Raw genomic sequence first — 15,408 nt, 5'->3', positions numbered from 1 at the left:
TAAATACGGACTGATTAGAATCGCAAATGCGTTAATCAATCCAATAAATAACAGCGATTTAGATAAATGTTATAAACTTTTGTCATGTACTTAGGAGTTAAGGTTATAAGCGATTATCTCTTTGCAGTAAAAATCGTTTAGTTTATTATCGCTAAATAAAGGAAGGTTTATAGCGTATAAACGCTTAATCCACATGTAAATATAGTGTTTGTCGTGAAAGGTGTAGCTTTCCTGTTTGCGTTCAATAAAATCATTAAGCGGATGTAAAAGCACTTTCAAAACCTTTGAGTTAATCTCCTGGTTTAGCAGTGAAGAGCTGATTTTTTGTCTATGGATAATGAATGCTTCTTTGTGTTTTAGATAGCAGACCTCAGGCAGGTTGGAATGAATGTCAAAGAAATTATCATATTGCTCATGGATAAAGGCGAGCGCTTCCGTCAATTCTATGATGAGCGGTTTGAGATTTGTGTTGTGGCAATTGGGAGCTGTCCAGCAAGTGCATCTTTTACTTTGTATCTGGTCAATCAGGCGTATAATACATGACTGGTAAAAACGAACTAAAGTGGACAGTTTTTTGTCGGAGCATAGAATGGATGATTCAGCCAGTAATTGTTCTTTAATGATGGTGTGGACATTATCGATATCCGTCTTGAAGTATTCGTCATTGGATATGCCTTTTTTTATCAGGCAAATATCGGGTGTACCAATATTCGTGACAAGGCGCTCTATCTCTGTCAAGATATACTCCATGTGTTGAAGGTTTAGTTTTTAGTTAAACGAAATCAGTTTCGGATGGGGCCGAAACTGATTCTACTAATTTAATGATTTTGATAAAAAAGGAAAACTTATGTTGATAAAAAAATGATGCTTTTTAATTGATTTGGTGTTATTTAACTTATGAGACATAGTGCTTCTTGCCATTGGTTTTCGGGTTGAGTTTATCTTTAAGGGCCAGCATATCCTCGCTGATTTTATTCTCCACCACTTTGGCATAAACCTGCGTGGTAGATAGTTTGGAATGACCCAGGATTTTGCTGACTGTTTCGATGGGGACACCGTTGGATAAGGCGATGGTGGTGGCAAAGGTATGCCTGGCTATGTGAAAGGAGAGGTTCTTCTTGATGTTGCACAAGTCTGCAATTTCTTTCAGATAACTGTTTAAACGTTGGTTGGATATGCCTGGAAACAATTTGTTTTGGGTGATAGCTTTGGGACTGTTTTTGTATTTCTCCAGGATTGCTTGGGCTGCAGGTAAAAGAGGAATATGTACCGGCATTTCAGTTTTTTGACGCTTGGTATATATCCACTGGCCACCATCAATGCCGATCACTAAATTATCACGGGTGAGATTATGCACGTCGATGTAGGCCAAGCCTGTGTAGCAGGCGAACACAAAAAGGTCTTTCGTAAACTGTATTCTGTCAATGCCGAAGCGCTTCTCTTCCAGTCGTTGCAGTTCTTGAGGCGTCAAAAAGGCACGTTCGGTCTTTTTAAAGTTTAAACGATACTTGTCGAAGGGGTTTTTCTCCAGCCATTCCAGTTTGACGGCCATGTTAATCATCTTGCGGAAGCGCTCCATGTGTTTCATGATGCCATTGTTGGTTAATGGTCGTTGATGGTCGGTTGGTTGGTGAGCCCGTAAGAAGGCTTCAAACTCTGTTATGAAGCGATAGTTGAGTTCTTTCAACAGGATGTCATCTCTCTTTTTTCTTTTTTGAAGAAATGACTTGAGGTATTTAGCTGTTGTCAGATAATTCTTAAGCGTTCCCCAGGTTAGAATGTCTTTTTGTGACTCAGCATGGTAATCGATTAGATACTGCAGGGTGATGTCTTCCTCACTGTTGCCAAAGAAAAGTTGTTTGATGGTGTGAGGAGTGGGCGGTTTCTTGTTGATTAACAGGTTTCTATAGATGTTGGTCAATTCACTTCTAACACCTTCGAGGTAGAAATTTGTTTTTCGTGCATCAATGGTTGTTGAAGTGACTCTTTCCTTGGCTTTGTTCCAGTGTTTGGTTTTTACATCAGTCTTAAGGGAAAACTCTGTTCTGTGGCCATTGACTGTCAGGCGGGCATAGATTGATGATTCTTCTTTGTTGTTTTTCTGTGGTCTGGCCACAAATAAAATTCTAAAGGTGTGCTCTTGTGTGTTCATTGTTGTGATTTTGTTGTTGATAAATGTGTGTTGTAAATCATTCTCAATTAGCTCTTTAGCTAATTTCAACAATCAAAATCAATCATCAGAAGGGGTGAAAAACTACACTTTAAATAGCTGTAACTTTCACTGTCATAGGTTTTTGTAAAATCAATCGGGAGTAAATATAAGGAAAAAGAAATTGACTCCCGAATATCTCCCGAGCAAAGCTCAAAATGATGATTTATTATGAATTTGCGTAAAACACAAAAACCTGTAAATCAGAAGATTTACAGGTTTTTGATGAACAATAAAAAGTGTGTTCGTCGGGATGACAGGATTTGAACCTGCGACCCCTGGTCCCCCAGGAGTGTAATTAAATGTGAAGGTCTATTTGTATTTATTTGATTTATACTATATTTGTTGGGTGTTGCAGAGGATTCGTAAAAATAGAAAAAAGCTCAATTTTTACCTGTTTTTGTGGATTTGTGTAACAAATGTGTAACAAAAGTGTGTAACAAATCCTATGGAGTATCACCGATTTAAAATGAGAACGCAGGCTAACAAGGATGGATTGTATCCAGTAATGTTAGTGTTAACTAAAAGAAGAAAGCGAGCATTTATTTCATTGGGAATTGCAGCTTCATTAGATTCTTGGGATGAAACTCAGCAGCAATTTATTGTCTTGGAGGGAAGAAGTAAGGCTGTTAAGGAGCAAAATGAGCAAAGAAAAAAGGATAATGCTTTATTAGAAAAGTATAATCAGCGAGCGATAGCTGTTACTGCAAAATTTGATGAGGAAAAGATTGATTGGACTTTTAATCAATTTAAAGATGCATTCTTTCATAAAACGACTCAAGGTAAGTTTTACTCATATATCAGTACTCATGCACAAACGCTGAGAGATACTAACCACATAGGAAATGCCATCTGTTATGAGCGATTGATGAATATACTTTCATTGTTTGATAAGAAGATTAAAGAACGTGTATTCGGTGAGATTGATATCAAGTATGTAAAGAGATTTGATATATACCTACAGAAGAGAGGAAATAGCGGTAATACCAGAAAATTCAATTTTAAAACTTTACGTTCTATTTTAAATAAAGCCATCCAAGACGGGGAGGCATCTGAATCAACTTACCCATTTGGTAAAGGAGGTTTTCAAATCTCAAAACTTGAGGAGGAAACACAGAAAAGGTATTTGCCTAATGAGTATTTAAGCTTATTAAAAAATTCTTGTTCACTTAGGCCAGTTAATGAGTATGCAAGAGAATTGTTTCTTTTCTCATATTACTGTTATGGTATCTCTTTCGTAGATATGGCGCATTTAAAGACCAAGAATATATTTACTCTTAATGGAGGACGTTATATAGTATACAAACGGCAAAAAACTAAAACACAGCCGAAGGTTAAGCCGATTCAGATAAAAATTACTGATGAGATACAAAGGCTTATTGATTCTTTGAGAAAGTTTCGAGTGCCAATTGGTGATTACCTATTGCCAATTATTACGATAGAGCATGACGGTGAAAAGCTTTATACTCATGTTAAAAACAAAAGCAAGCGTTACAATAATTACTTAAAAGATTTAGGTAAAGATCTTGAATTTGAGTTTAATTTAACCTCGTATGTTTCGAGGCATACAATGGCGATGCAATTGCAAAGCAACGCTATACCAAGAGAAGTGATTAGCCAGATACTAGGGCATAGTGATTTAAAAACAACAAATACATATTTAGATAGCCTAGATAGTAGTGTAATTGATGAGGCAACAAAAGTTTTATAAAATGAAAGAGAAGATACCGTTTACGTTTTTTGAATCATCATCTATATTAGCGTCTTCTAGATTGCAATCTCTGTGGTTTAGGTTTTTTTGTAAATATACTCTACTCTGGGAAAAAGATAAGCAGATAGCTTTTATTGAAAATGAGCTCGAAAGAACAATTGATAAAATTCTTGACAAGATTGAGGGTGTTCAATTGCCATTTATGATGTATGATGCAAATAAAAATATGACTAAACCAAATGCAAAGTTGTTTTGTAAACATTTTTCAGAAGGGATATTTTGGAGTGCTAATGAAATTGATGAATACTTAAATGTAGTTGCAAAGCTGGGGAAGCTTAAAGGTGGCTTTTTCGATAAGGTTAAGAAAGAAGAACTGGTGAAGGTCGAAATATCTTTTTTGAGAGAGATGATTTTAGAATTACCTCGTATGGCTGATTTTTTAGAAGGCTTTGCATTGTTTACCCACTTGGATAGGCTTTATGAGATGATTGAAAGAACAAAAAGTAAAGAGCTAATAACCACATATGAGCAAATACAAGGGAGTTTAATTTTAGATATTCAATCAGAGTTTGACATGATTGATAAAAAGGGATGGGAGTATGTTTTTTTTAACGAATCTGATTATAAGAAATTTGTTTTCTTGTTGAATTCGTTCTTGTTAGGAGAGTTTAAAGAAGTAGATGTTGAATTAATCAAAACGAAACCACGGTGTAAAACTAAGTTAGCATCAACATTAGGGAGTATATACTTATCTAAATTTGAGAATTTAAATTCAAATAAAGAGTTTATAAAGTTAGTTCGGGTATTTGAGGTTTTTTCTGATGTGCCTGATAAACAGTTGTATGATGCGTTGAAAAGAAAATAAATTAAAGAAACGGAAAAGACGACTTAAAAGACGGAAAAGGCGTCGTGATAATTGTAACTGGATATAGGAACAAACCTTATCCAGTTATTTTTTTTATATGCAATTAACTTTTGAAAGTCTACCACAACAGGTAGCTACCTTAACTGAAGAGGTGAGAATTCTTAAAAGAATGTTAACTGAGTTCTCAACTACCCCGGTCAATCATTCGGAAACAATTACAATTGATGAAGTATGTAGTTTAACTGGCTACAAGCGAAACACCATTTATCAATTAGTTCACCGGGGACACATTCCTTTTCACAAACCTAAGCATGGTGGACGAAAACTTATTTTCTTACGTACTGAGATACTAGAATGGGCTAAGGCAAAAAAGGTTGAAAGTGTTTCAGATTATTGCTCTAGGAAAGAGAATGAATTATCTAATCGTTACAATGGAGGGCTTGAGTAATGATGGGAAAAAGAAAAGCCCCACTTACGCAGGGCCAGAAGCACAGCAAAGGTAATGAAACTAATCCGGTTTTATTAGATGAGTCAAAGTATATTCGCCTAAATCGACCTGTTAGGGTAGGTGTGATAATTGAACGTTTTTACAATCGTAAATCAATTGAGCACTATGAATAAAAACGATGCTTTAAAAGTTGCAAATGCCATTGTTGAAAGAGCTCAGAATATAGGCGGACATTATGATATTACAGTCAATCAACTTTCAAATATCTCAAATGATGTATTAGATGACCTTCCGCCGTTATTGAGAGATTGTGTTAACATGTTTGATGACCAGATTGAGAAAGATGTTGTTCTTATTGGTGCGCTTGGTGTATTGAGTAGCTGTTTTCCAAACTTAGAAGGGGTGTACTTTGGGAAGAGTTACACTCCCCATCTCTATTGTTTTATCACAGCAATGGCCGGAAGTGGTAAAGGTAATTTAGATTGGGCTAAACTTTTGGGAAGCAAAATACATGAATCTCAACTACAACAGCATAAAACGGACCTAGAGCAATATGATTATGCTATACAGAAGTATGACAATCTAAAAAAGCATGAAAAACTAAATGAAAGCAAACCAATAAAACCAAGTCAATTAATGCACTTCATCCCGGGTAATAGCAGTAGCGCTGCAATTATTCAAGCATTGACAAATAACAATGATAGAGGTATCATTTTTGAAACCGAAGCTGACACCGTTAGCAATATCATGTGTCAAGAATGGGGTGATTTTAGCGACGTACTAAGAAAAGCTTTTCATCATGAAACCGTTAGTCTTTATCGAAAAACTGAGGATGCTTTTATTGAAATGAAACGGCCAATGCTCTCAATGGTCCTTTCTGGCACTCCTAAGCAAGTTAGTCGGATGATTACAGATAGTGAAAACGGCTTATTTAGTCGCTTTCTCTTCTACGGTTTTGAGCACGAAGGAAATTTTAAAAATCCATTTGAGATGACTTCTCAAGTGGATTATAAAACCTTCTTTGAGGAGAAAGGTAGTTTGATTTATGAATTGCATAAAACCTTAGCAGCCCGCCAAAATCCTATCCAATTTGAGCTAACTAGAGAACAGCAAAGTAAGTTCACAGAGCATTTTAATACTTTGCTTAATAATTCAAGAAAAGAGTTAAGCTCTGACTTTGAAGCCAGCATTAAAAGACTTGGACTGATTGCCTTTAGAATTGCTATGATTTTATCAATTATGAGGTATGTAGGTGAAACTTCTATTCCTCAAATTCTTATTTGCAATGATGAAGATTTCTATAGCGCCCTGTCAATTGTAACAACAGGAGAGAATCACGCGGCTAATGTCTTTGTTAACTTACTCAAAGGAAAAGAGAAGCGAAGTGATAAAAAATCACAGTTTTATGATGCTCTACCTTCCGAGTTTACATCTAAAGATGCAAGTGCTATATCCGAGAAGCTTAAAATACCTAAGCGCACAGAAACAAGATACTTGGGAGATTCTAACTTTTTCGAACGCATTTCACAGGGTGTTTACAGAAAACTAGAATCTACCGTGGCTAAATGGCCAAACAAACCTTAATGACTTATTTGACTGGGTTTTAGCAATAGCCAATGATGGCTAAATGTGGCTCTGAGTAGCTACAATGTTTAGCCACTTTCGTAATTATGGCCAAAATATGGCTATTCCTTAAGCTTTTGTAATACAGTAGATTAATGTTTCTTTTGGCCACTTAGCCATTTGGCCACCAACTATCAGATAATTATGACTAAACTATATAGATTTGAGCTTATTAAAGGAAAGCTCAAAGAGACTTGTCCTTCATGTGGCAAAGCCAGGCGTTACGTAAGATATATTGATAAAGTAACAGGTAAACTCTTACCATATAAGTATGGTAGATGTGATAGGGAGCAAAGCTGTACCTATCACTTAAATCCTTATGCAGATGAATATTTAAAGGATGAATTACAAGAGGTTGACTTTAAATGTATCACTATGAATCAACCAATTGAAAAACCTGCATCGTATATAAAGCATGAGGTAATGAAACAAACACTGGGAAGCTATGATACTAATAACTTTCTTTTGTGGCTCAGTACATTTATGACGGATAAAGATATCAAACAGGTATGCAGTCAATATAAAATAGGAACGTCAAAACATTGGAGTGGGTCAACAGTGTTTTGGCAGATTGATAACAGGCAAAATGTACGAAGTGGTAAAATAATGCTATTCGATATGACAAACGGCAAAAGAGTTAAAGAGCCATTTAGTTATATCAATTGGGTTCACAAAGTTCTAAAGTTAGATGACTTCAATCTAAAGCAGTGCTACTTTGGCGAACATTTAATTAATGATAACGATGAAAGGAATATTGCCATCGTAGAGAGTGAAAAAACAGCTATTATTTCAAGCATTTATCTTTCGAATTATATATGGCTTGCCTCAGGTAGCTTAAACGGTATTAATGTTGAAAAGAGCAAAATTCTAAAGGGGCGAACTTGTTTCTTATTCCCTGATTTGGGAGCGGCTAAAAAGTGGGAAGAGAAAGCCGAGATATTGAACGAACTACTACCCGGAACTACATTTAAGGTATCGTATCTTCTCGAAGATGTTTCGAGAAGATACGAATTAGAGCAAGGATGTGATTTGGCCGATTTCTTACCTCAAATCAACAGAAAAGAACAAAACTCAATAATCAACAATAAGCCCAAAAGAAAACAGTCATTCTCAACAATTGGCGAGGTTCTGGATTTTATACAGAATTCTTGTCCTCGATTAGCAAAGTCATTCGGCTTAGTTGAGTAATGCTAAATATCCAATATCTAAGTAAGTAGTCTATTTTAAATAGTCTGCAAATAGCTAGTCTGTTTTAAGTGGTAGATTGCCAATTAATGAACCAGATTATAGATAGTTCACAAAGGGTATACTCATAACAGACCTAATAAAAATCGGGTTGAATGACTGGCTCATTGTTATTAATTGAACAATAATCGCATTGTAAAAAGGTCCATTTTTGGGCCTTTTTTTATACCTAATCGACATAGATGTCCGAGAATGAACGGATTTATTGGACATCTCATATTTTCGGCAATTTCTTTCATATATAAGGGAGATACTATCTTTTTATATCTCAGTCAATAGGGTATATTTCAATCTGACTATCAAGAATTTATCTTGCTAGGGGGATAGGGGTATAATTCCTTAAGGCACAATTGAGCCGAACCGTCACCGTAGTGCCATTTTTCTGTGTGCATATTTGCAAGGCCATTTCACCATTTTTAATGGGTCTTATTGATAAGTTGGTTATAAAACAAAAAAACACCGGTTGGTGAGATAATTATTTCTTCTATAATCTACTCTAACTTTGAGCGACTCATGAATCGGTTTTATAAAGGCGTTTCATATTTTGGTGTATTGTGAGAATCCTATTAAAAGGCGGCTTACTCATATCCTTCCCATATCAATATTTTCTATCATTTAGTCAATAGCTTAATGTAATTAATCAATACAGCTCTTGTTATTTCAATGAAATATTTAATTTAGTATCCACTAATCGGAATAGCCGCCTCTAGGGGAGAATCATATAGAGGTGGAATCATAAAGGAAATTATAAAATATTAGCATGTTGATGCGAGTATAGATTTTAATCGTTTATAAACGTTTAAAATCTTTATGCGATTATAAGTTTTTAGTGATTAAATATGTCACTCAATTTAAATAGATAATAAAATTGTGTGTGATATAATAATGTTGTATGCAAGTAAAAAAGATGCCCGTACAATAAAGAACAAAATTTTTAAGATATGAATATTAATGAAATACAAAATGACGGATTTTATATTCGTGATACTCACCCCCGAGTGAAAAATATGGCATTTTTGTCGTTATCAATGGCATTGAAGGCTTATTTTGAAACCTATAAAAGTATGTCATTTCGCTTTTCACACTTGAAAGATACATCTGTTAGTCCAGAAGATAGAGATTATTACTCAGCTAGTTATATAGAAAATGCAAGTGAAGCAATATTTCACCTTCAACATTTTCTTGAATTATTTATAAAAGAACTATTAGAAAAAGAGCATAAACTACTAGCAATTGATGTAAAAAAGAAACATACGCTACTTTTTGATTTAATTAAAGGAAATACATATGACGAATCATTACTTGAAAATGAAAGACATATTGAATTTTCAGAAGCATTAGAAAGGATAGTTTTATTAATTAAAGAGAATAGAATTGACAGAGAAAAGTATGAATTTATTGTAGATTCTAATACTTGGCTTAAATCTCTAAATACATTAAGGAATAGAATTGCACATCGTGGCGTTTTTATATTGAGGTATCAAGCATTAGACTATTTGTTTGGAAAGCATGTTTTCCCTTTTTTAAAACAGTTATTGACATTAGAAGGAAATGAAAATAGGTTTTCAGATTTGAAACTAAAGAGTCCTAATGGTGAAGTACTTATTATTGATGAAATTATAAAACATTTTGAAAGTGAAGCATATAATATATCTAAGATTGCATTGCTAAAAGAGCTCGGTAGAGCATGCTTTGAGAACCCAACGAAATATCAATTTATTACAGGAGATACTCACGAGAGAAGAAGAGCGGAATTAATTGCAGAAGAGATTTCAAAATTAGAGGACATTGGCGAAGTATTAGTCTGCCCAGTATGCCAAACGAAGTCGTTGGTAAAGTATCATGATTATGTTGAAACATATGACTCAAACACAAACGAATATGCTGGAGATGTGCAAATCGTTTATAATGTAACATGCTATTGTTGTTCATTGGAATTATTTTCAAATCTTGGCGTGATTAAAAATATGAATTTGGATTTAGAAGACTATTTTTCTGAAATACCTTAATAAACACCAGCATACAGCAATAAATATACGTAATGCGGGCGGTTTAATAAATTTGAGCTTTAAAGCATTTAATAAACAAAGTAACGGTTTGGTAGTGAAGAGCCTTGAAATCTCGCATTACGCATATTCGAGCCGTTAGCTTTCATTATAAGAGAACCTAGCAAACAAAGATTTATGACAAGGAAGAAGGAATTAATCAAGTATTTGGCGGAGGTAGGCATGTAGTAATTCTTGGAGCAGGAGCAAGTATTGCATCAACACTGAGAAACCATGAAAAGACTGGAAAAAGTTTGCCCTCAATGGATAATTTTTCTGATTTATTGAAACTAGGAGACATTATCGAAAAAGTTCCAGAACATCTAAGGGATAGTAATTTTGAAAAATTATACGGTAATCTCCATTCTGAAAATCCTAATTCAGAGTTGTTAAGGGAAATAGAAGGTCGCATATTGGATTACTTTGGTAGTATGCAACTTCCAGATGAACCAACTATTTATGATTACCTTGTATTATCACTTAGAGGTAAAGATTTGATAGCGACATTTAATTGGGACCCATTTTTGTATCAAGCATGGGTGCGAAATAAAGAATTCACAGATGATTTACCTCGTTTGGCTTTCTTACATGGAAATGTAGCAGTTGGATATAGTAAGGAAGATAAAAGGTGTGGACCTGTTGGTTATCAAATGAGAAGAGATGGTGGGGTATTTGAACCAACAAAATTATTATACCCAGTAGAACAAAAGAATTACACGGAAGATGAGTTCATTAATATTGAATGGGGACGTGTAAGGTATTGGTTATCTAAAGAAAGTGGTGCAAGAAGGGTGACGATTTTTGGTTATGGTGCACCTGTCTCAGATGTGGAAGCTGTTTCACTTTTAAATACGGCTTGGGGAACACCAGATGAGCGAGATATGGAACAATTCGAAGTAATTGATATATCTTCAGAAGAAGAGCTTAGAAAACGTTGGGACGGTTTTATTCATAGCCACCATTATGATGTTTATAATGACTTCTTTTTATCTTCAATAGCATTAAACCCAAGAAGGACAAGTGAAAGTTTTTTTTGTCATTATATGCCAATGACTCCTGGTGAAGCGTTTAGGGTGGATAATCCTGTTCCGACAAACTTCAAAACTCTTAAGGAATTATGGGATTGGTATAGACCATTAATTGAAGCGGAAGAAAAGGCCCAAAAGGAGGATGAAGCCGATTCAGAACCGAAAACAAGCAGCATTAAGAAAAAACCTAAAAAGAAAAAACCTAAAAAAAAGAGCAATAAACATATTGTAGTTAAGTGGAAAAGAAAGAAAAGAAGCAAAAGGACAAGGATTAGAAAAAAATCAGGAAGAAAAAGACGAATGGGGGTTTAATAAGCTTATGGGTTTCTGGGGTGGAGAGTCATTATATGCTTTTATCAAAAACTCAAAGGAATAAAGGGGAATTGGAACTTCAAATATCATTTTTACATCAATATAAAAAAACAAGATTTAGATATTTATCCAGAGCTCGGTAAAAGAATGTTAGCATTCTACTTAGATGATAATTATTATCCTCATGATACGGATTCAATAATTGAAAAGGAATTAAGCGTTCGTCGAATAATTAAAAGAGATGAAAAATTATTTGAAGAATTAACTGAAATACAAGAATGGGACGAAAAATAAATTAAAATTATGCCGTTTAGAGAAGATATTAAAAAGGAAATCGAAGAGTACATTTTAAATCATCTACCTGATGAACATTGGTTTGACGACTATTTCGATTATGTAGGAGATGAGGAGCTTAGAAATAGGTTGTCCGAAGAATTCAAAGCAATTCGTTATATATATAAATTCTTAGAAGGTATTCAGGCAGACGATTGGTTAAGGAATGCTCAAATCAGAATTCAGGTATTCTATTATGCTTCAATATATGAGGCGGTTATTCATCATTTTTTATTTGATGTTTTAGGAGATAAAGAGGAAGTCAAATCTCTATTTAATACAAAAGTTTATAAAAAGATTTCTGTCAGCAAAGAATTGAATGGATTAATTCATGATGGCAAAGAAATTAAGACAATGTATGAAACAGTAGGTAAACGTGAAATGACAACAATACGTTTCGAACATAAAATTGAGGCTTGTATTAAATTGGGCTTAATAACTGAAGAATTGGGAGCCGAGTTAAAGCAAATATATGATTTACGAAATGCTATTCATCTGCATGCAGAGATTCGAAAAGGAATTGAATATGAATTAGAAATGTCGACTATTGCCTATAGAAGAATGAAGATATTTAGAGAGCAAATAACTAAAGGACTTAGTGAATTAGAATAACTACCACGTGCATAACATTTTGTATAAGTAATGGCAGGGCGAGCGCTAAATATTAAGGTTAGTAGCCTGCTTAAACTGCGTAGCGGTTTGGCAGGAAAGAAGCACGCAATCTGCCACTACTTATGCAGTTTACCGTTGGTGCCAATATAAAAACTTACAGAATGGGAAAATTTACAAAAATTACACATCAAACAAATCTTACGCCTGGGACTCAAATAAGAAGACCAAACTCTTCTGGGGAATATGAGTATTATCTAATAGGAGAGCATATTATGGCAGATAATAAGTATGAGGTCTATCCGGGAGGCAAAGATTACCTGCAAACAGGTATTCTATTGTATTATAGATTACAAGATATGATTAACCAAAATTGTGAGTATTGGGCAGATTAAACTTATTACTAAATCTCTGATTATGAATATGCCAATGATAAAATTTGGGGGATTCGATAATACAAACATTGCAATTTGTCCAATAACTATAAATTTTTGGAAGAGAAATAACACCCCCAAAGAAAAGTATGATTCCTCAAGATTCGAGGTCGAAAAGCTGTTAAGGATATTGCATTGTTTTTATTCACTTCCAGATTTCGAAGTTGATAACCCAACAATGAATAAAGATTTGGTTCATTCTTTCTATTCTGTTGCAATTAGAATTTTTACAGATTTTGGATTAGAGGAATCTTTGGAATGTATCAGCAGATACTTTACTGTTTCTAGAATTAGTAATAGATGGGAGTTAATTCGATTTTTTCATGAAGAGAGTATAAATATCAAAAGAAACGATGCACGATATAGGCTCGGATTTAGGGGAATATATTTAGCAATTAGTCAAAATAAAGAAGCTATAAATATAAAATATGCCGCCGAAATTAATAGGTTATTAGAGCCATTTTATTTGAATTATAAGCATAGAGAATTTTTCATTACTGGATTAAGGTTCAACTGTCTAAAATAAAATACTGACTCATATAGCTTAAGTGAGCCGACTTGTTTTAGTTGGTTCGTAGCTTTGGTAAAAAGCTCCATAGGCTGATTTGGCACTACACCTAAAAAAAAACTAATGCAACTTTAACAATGAGTAAAACTATCGAAATAGAGAGTTTCTCCGACTTTATAAAGCAAGTAGAACAGTCGGCTAATATTGATAACTTTTTCATGCTATTTAGGGGGCAAAGTGTTGATAAGCCTCTTTTACCTTCTATTGCTCGTTTAAATCCATATGAGGACACAACGCGAAAAGAAATGTTAATGCTTGGCGAATTGAAAAGGCGAGCTTTTAATAATATTGACTCAGGTAAACTTAAAGACCATTGGGACTGGCTTGTTTATGCACAACATTTTGGTTTAAGAACACGTTTGTTGGATTGGTCTACAAACCCATTGGTTGCGTTGTTTTTCGCATGTTCCGACTATAATAATTCGGATTCATATGTATACTTGCTAATTGCAGATAAGGCGATGAGACTTAGACGAAATATAGATAAGTCACCATTCGCAATCGGGGCAACAAAGATTTTACGACCTCCACAAAACAATGAGAGGATAATAGCTCAATCAGGTTGGTTTACAGCTCATGCGTTTTCAAAAAAGCATGAACAATTTATAAGTCTAGACTTAAACAAAAAGACTAAAAATCGCATAAAGAAATATGTAATTCCCAGACAAATTAAAGGTGACATAATGAAAAAGCTATACAAATTTGGCATTAATTATCAGACGATGTTCCCGGATTTAGAAGGATTATGCAAACAAGTAAACTGGGAGTATTAAAAATCTAGTGTAGTATTCCCCGTTAATCGACCATTTGAAAATATAAACAGAAGAATATGAGTTAATAATAGCAAGTGATGTGATGCCTGATGGAATTGGTCTTCACTTTAGTTTTAATATAAATCTTCATGCATTATGATTATTGATGATTTTAGATAGCATTCATAAGAAATGCATTGTTTGTATTGATAAGGTTAGTGTTTTTGTTCGAACTAATCGTAAAAAGCAACTGAAATATTTAACGATAAGATTAGTCGTGAATCTCAAAATTAAAAACTAGAATGAAGAGTTACAAAATGAACGAAGACTATAAAAATATCGAAACGCTAGATGACCTAGAAAATGAACTCAGAAGTAAGTTGAGTTTTGTTCACGACTTTTCAAATGAATTACTGACTTTAATTGAAAAAGCTATTGACCCTTTTGAAGATGACGGTTATGTGTACGGCATTAATAGTGCCACAATCATCGGATTGTATACAAAACTATACAAACACTTCAAATTATTTCTTCGAGCATTTAATGATAAAGAGTACGATACGACTGTTTTACTAACCAGACCAATTTATGAAGCTTTCGTCCTAATGAAATACTTGATTTTAAAAGGGGAAGATTCTCAGACGCATTATAGACTAGTTTCATACAGGAGAAGATATAAGAACTTTAAGGAACTTGAGAGTATTGAAGGGATTGGTCAAGTAATGATAGATAAGTTCAAATATGCAATGAATATTGATGGATTTACTATGACTGATTTTGAGTGTGAAGATCAGAAAAAGAAAGGACGAAAGTGGGAACTTGATGGAAAGAATTTTTCAGAGATTCATAAAGAGGTAGAAGTTTCTAATACTTATTCATACTTATATGGAATGTTTTCTGAGGTTTTGCATAGTGGTTGGGGTGATATTAGACAATTGCATTTAACTTATTGTGAAGGGGGTTATTATATTCCTAAGATGGATTTTTATATTAGTAGTGATAACCGTATGATTGCTCCAATCTTTTCAATTATGATTGAATCATCTGAGCAGTTTTTATTATGGGCAGAAAGAGGTGATGAGATAGAAAATTTTGCACAGCATAAAAGGATAAACAACTTGATAATTCAATATATCTTTAAAAATTATGAAAGTAATCCTGAGAGATATTTATATCATTAAGAATTAAAAAGAAGGCATGATTATATATCATAATCTCTAGTCTGA

At 34.0% G+C, this 15,408-nt stretch carries 15 protein-coding genes; 13 read left to right on the top strand and 2 right to left on the bottom strand.

The features are described from left to right. Nucleotides 1–90: 90 nt before the first annotated feature. On the bottom strand, nt 91–750 hold the full coding sequence (locus J1N10_RS19955) for a hypothetical protein (RefSeq protein WP_262328497.1): 660 nt from the start codon (nt 748–750) through the stop codon (nt 91–93). Between the two features lie 145 nt (nt 751–895). Next, nucleotides 896–2,152: a site-specific integrase gene (locus J1N10_RS19950; RefSeq protein ID WP_262328496.1), complete on the bottom strand. Its 1,257-nt coding sequence runs from the start codon at nt 2,150–2,152 to the stop codon at nt 896–898. A 526-nt stretch (nt 2,153–2,678) separates the two neighbouring features. Here J1N10_RS19950 and J1N10_RS19945 point away from each other — a divergent pair. From J1N10_RS19945 to J1N10_RS19885, 13 genes are all read left to right on the top strand, one after another. Continuing rightward, nucleotides 2,679–3,920: a site-specific integrase gene (locus J1N10_RS19945; protein WP_262328495.1), complete on the top strand. Its 1,242-nt coding sequence runs from the start codon at nt 2,679–2,681 to the stop codon at nt 3,918–3,920. A gap of 1 nt (nt 3,921) precedes the next feature. Continuing rightward, on the top strand, nt 3,922–4,785 hold the full coding sequence (locus tag J1N10_RS19940) for a hypothetical protein (protein WP_262328494.1): 864 nt from the start codon (nt 3,922–3,924) through the stop codon (nt 4,783–4,785). A 97-nt stretch (nt 4,786–4,882) separates the two neighbouring features. Next, entirely contained in the window at nt 4,883–5,233 is a 351-nt protein-coding gene (locus J1N10_RS19935) for a helix-turn-helix transcriptional regulator (protein WP_262328493.1), read from the top strand. Continuing rightward, a complete protein-coding gene (locus J1N10_RS19930; protein ID WP_262328492.1) occupies nt 5,233–5,406 on the top strand; it encodes a hypothetical protein in 174 nt (57 codons plus the stop codon). Before J1N10_RS19935 ends, J1N10_RS19930 begins: the two co-directional genes overlap by 1 nt. Then, nucleotides 5,399–6,817: a YfjI family protein gene (locus tag J1N10_RS19925; RefSeq protein WP_262328491.1), complete on the top strand. Its 1,419-nt coding sequence runs from the start codon at nt 5,399–5,401 to the stop codon at nt 6,815–6,817. Before J1N10_RS19930 ends, J1N10_RS19925 begins: the two co-directional genes overlap by 8 nt. 183 nt (nt 6,818–7,000) lie before the next feature. Further along, entirely contained in the window at nt 7,001–8,044 is a 1,044-nt protein-coding gene (locus J1N10_RS19920) for a DUF6371 domain-containing protein (protein ID WP_262328490.1), read from the top strand. A gap of 998 nt (nt 8,045–9,042) precedes the next feature. Beyond that, entirely contained in the window at nt 9,043–10,110 is a 1,068-nt protein-coding gene (locus J1N10_RS19915) for a hypothetical protein (RefSeq protein WP_262328489.1), read from the top strand. A gap of 299 nt (nt 10,111–10,409) precedes the next feature. Further along, on the top strand, nt 10,410–11,486 hold the full coding sequence (locus tag J1N10_RS19910) for a hypothetical protein (RefSeq protein ID WP_262328488.1): 1,077 nt from the start codon (nt 10,410–10,412) through the stop codon (nt 11,484–11,486). A gap of 303 nt (nt 11,487–11,789) precedes the next feature. Then, nucleotides 11,790–12,431, top strand: a complete 642-nt coding sequence (locus J1N10_RS19905) for a hypothetical protein (RefSeq protein ID WP_262328487.1) — start codon at nt 11,790–11,792, stop codon at nt 12,429–12,431. A gap of 161 nt (nt 12,432–12,592) precedes the next feature. After that, complete coding sequence (locus J1N10_RS19900; RefSeq protein WP_262328486.1) at nt 12,593–12,823, top strand: hypothetical protein; 231 nt, start codon at nt 12,593–12,595, stop codon at nt 12,821–12,823. Nucleotides 12,824–12,845: 22 nt separating this feature from the next. Continuing rightward, nucleotides 12,846–13,388, top strand: coding sequence for a hypothetical protein (locus J1N10_RS19895; protein WP_262328485.1), 543 nt, complete (start codon nt 12,846–12,848; stop codon nt 13,386–13,388). A 119-nt stretch (nt 13,389–13,507) separates the two neighbouring features. After that, the gene (locus tag J1N10_RS19890; RefSeq protein ID WP_262328484.1) at nt 13,508–14,203 is read left to right on the top strand and encodes an FRG domain-containing protein; all 696 of its coding nucleotides are present in this window, start codon (nt 13,508–13,510) and stop codon (nt 14,201–14,203) included. Between the two features lie 281 nt (nt 14,204–14,484). Next, the gene (locus J1N10_RS19885; protein ID WP_262328483.1) at nt 14,485–15,363 is read left to right on the top strand and encodes a DUF5677 domain-containing protein; all 879 of its coding nucleotides are present in this window, start codon (nt 14,485–14,487) and stop codon (nt 15,361–15,363) included. Nucleotides 15,364–15,408 lie beyond the last annotated feature (45 nt).

The sequence above is a fragment of the Carboxylicivirga litoralis genome, assembly GCF_025499605.1.
Lineage (GTDB): Bacteria > Bacteroidota > Bacteroidia > Bacteroidales > Marinilabiliaceae > Carboxylicivirga > Carboxylicivirga litoralis.
This window is presented reverse-complemented; position numbering and strand designations above follow the sequence as displayed.

What these genes read in the sequence shown, in the direction of transcription:
- J1N10_RS19885 (WP_262328483.1), top strand. Translation starts at nt 14,485, where the DNA reads ATGAAGAGTTACAAAATGAACGAAGACTATAAAAATATCGAAACGCTA.
- J1N10_RS19925 (WP_262328491.1), top strand. Translation starts at nt 5,399, where the DNA reads ATGAATAAAAACGATGCTTTAAAAGTTGCAAATGCCATTGTTGAAAGA.
- J1N10_RS19900 (WP_262328486.1), top strand. Translation starts at nt 12,593, where the DNA reads ATGGGAAAATTTACAAAAATTACACATCAAACAAATCTTACGCCTGGG.
- J1N10_RS19930 (WP_262328492.1), top strand. Translation starts at nt 5,233, where the DNA reads ATGATGGGAAAAAGAAAAGCCCCACTTACGCAGGGCCAGAAGCACAGC.
- J1N10_RS19940 (WP_262328494.1), top strand. Translation starts at nt 3,922, where the DNA reads ATGAAAGAGAAGATACCGTTTACGTTTTTTGAATCATCATCTATATTA.
- J1N10_RS19910 (WP_262328488.1), top strand. Translation starts at nt 10,410, where the DNA reads ATGGATAATTTTTCTGATTTATTGAAACTAGGAGACATTATCGAAAAA.
- J1N10_RS19890 (WP_262328484.1), top strand. Translation starts at nt 13,508, where the DNA reads ATGAGTAAAACTATCGAAATAGAGAGTTTCTCCGACTTTATAAAGCAA.
- J1N10_RS19945 (WP_262328495.1), top strand. Translation starts at nt 2,679, where the DNA reads ATGAGAACGCAGGCTAACAAGGATGGATTGTATCCAGTAATGTTAGTG.
- J1N10_RS19950 (WP_262328496.1), bottom strand. Translation starts at nt 2,152, where the DNA reads ATGAACACACAAGAGCACACCTTTAGAATTTTATTTGTGGCCAGACCA.
- J1N10_RS19915 (WP_262328489.1), top strand. Translation starts at nt 9,043, where the DNA reads ATGAATATTAATGAAATACAAAATGACGGATTTTATATTCGTGATACT.
- J1N10_RS19895 (WP_262328485.1), top strand. Translation starts at nt 12,846, where the DNA reads ATGAATATGCCAATGATAAAATTTGGGGGATTCGATAATACAAACATT.
- J1N10_RS19920 (WP_262328490.1), top strand. Translation starts at nt 7,001, where the DNA reads ATGACTAAACTATATAGATTTGAGCTTATTAAAGGAAAGCTCAAAGAG.
- J1N10_RS19955 (WP_262328497.1), bottom strand. Translation starts at nt 750, where the DNA reads ATGGAGTATATCTTGACAGAGATAGAGCGCCTTGTCACGAATATTGGT.
- J1N10_RS19905 (WP_262328487.1), top strand. Translation starts at nt 11,790, where the DNA reads ATGCCGTTTAGAGAAGATATTAAAAAGGAAATCGAAGAGTACATTTTA.
- J1N10_RS19935 (WP_262328493.1), top strand. Translation starts at nt 4,883, where the DNA reads ATGCAATTAACTTTTGAAAGTCTACCACAACAGGTAGCTACCTTAACT.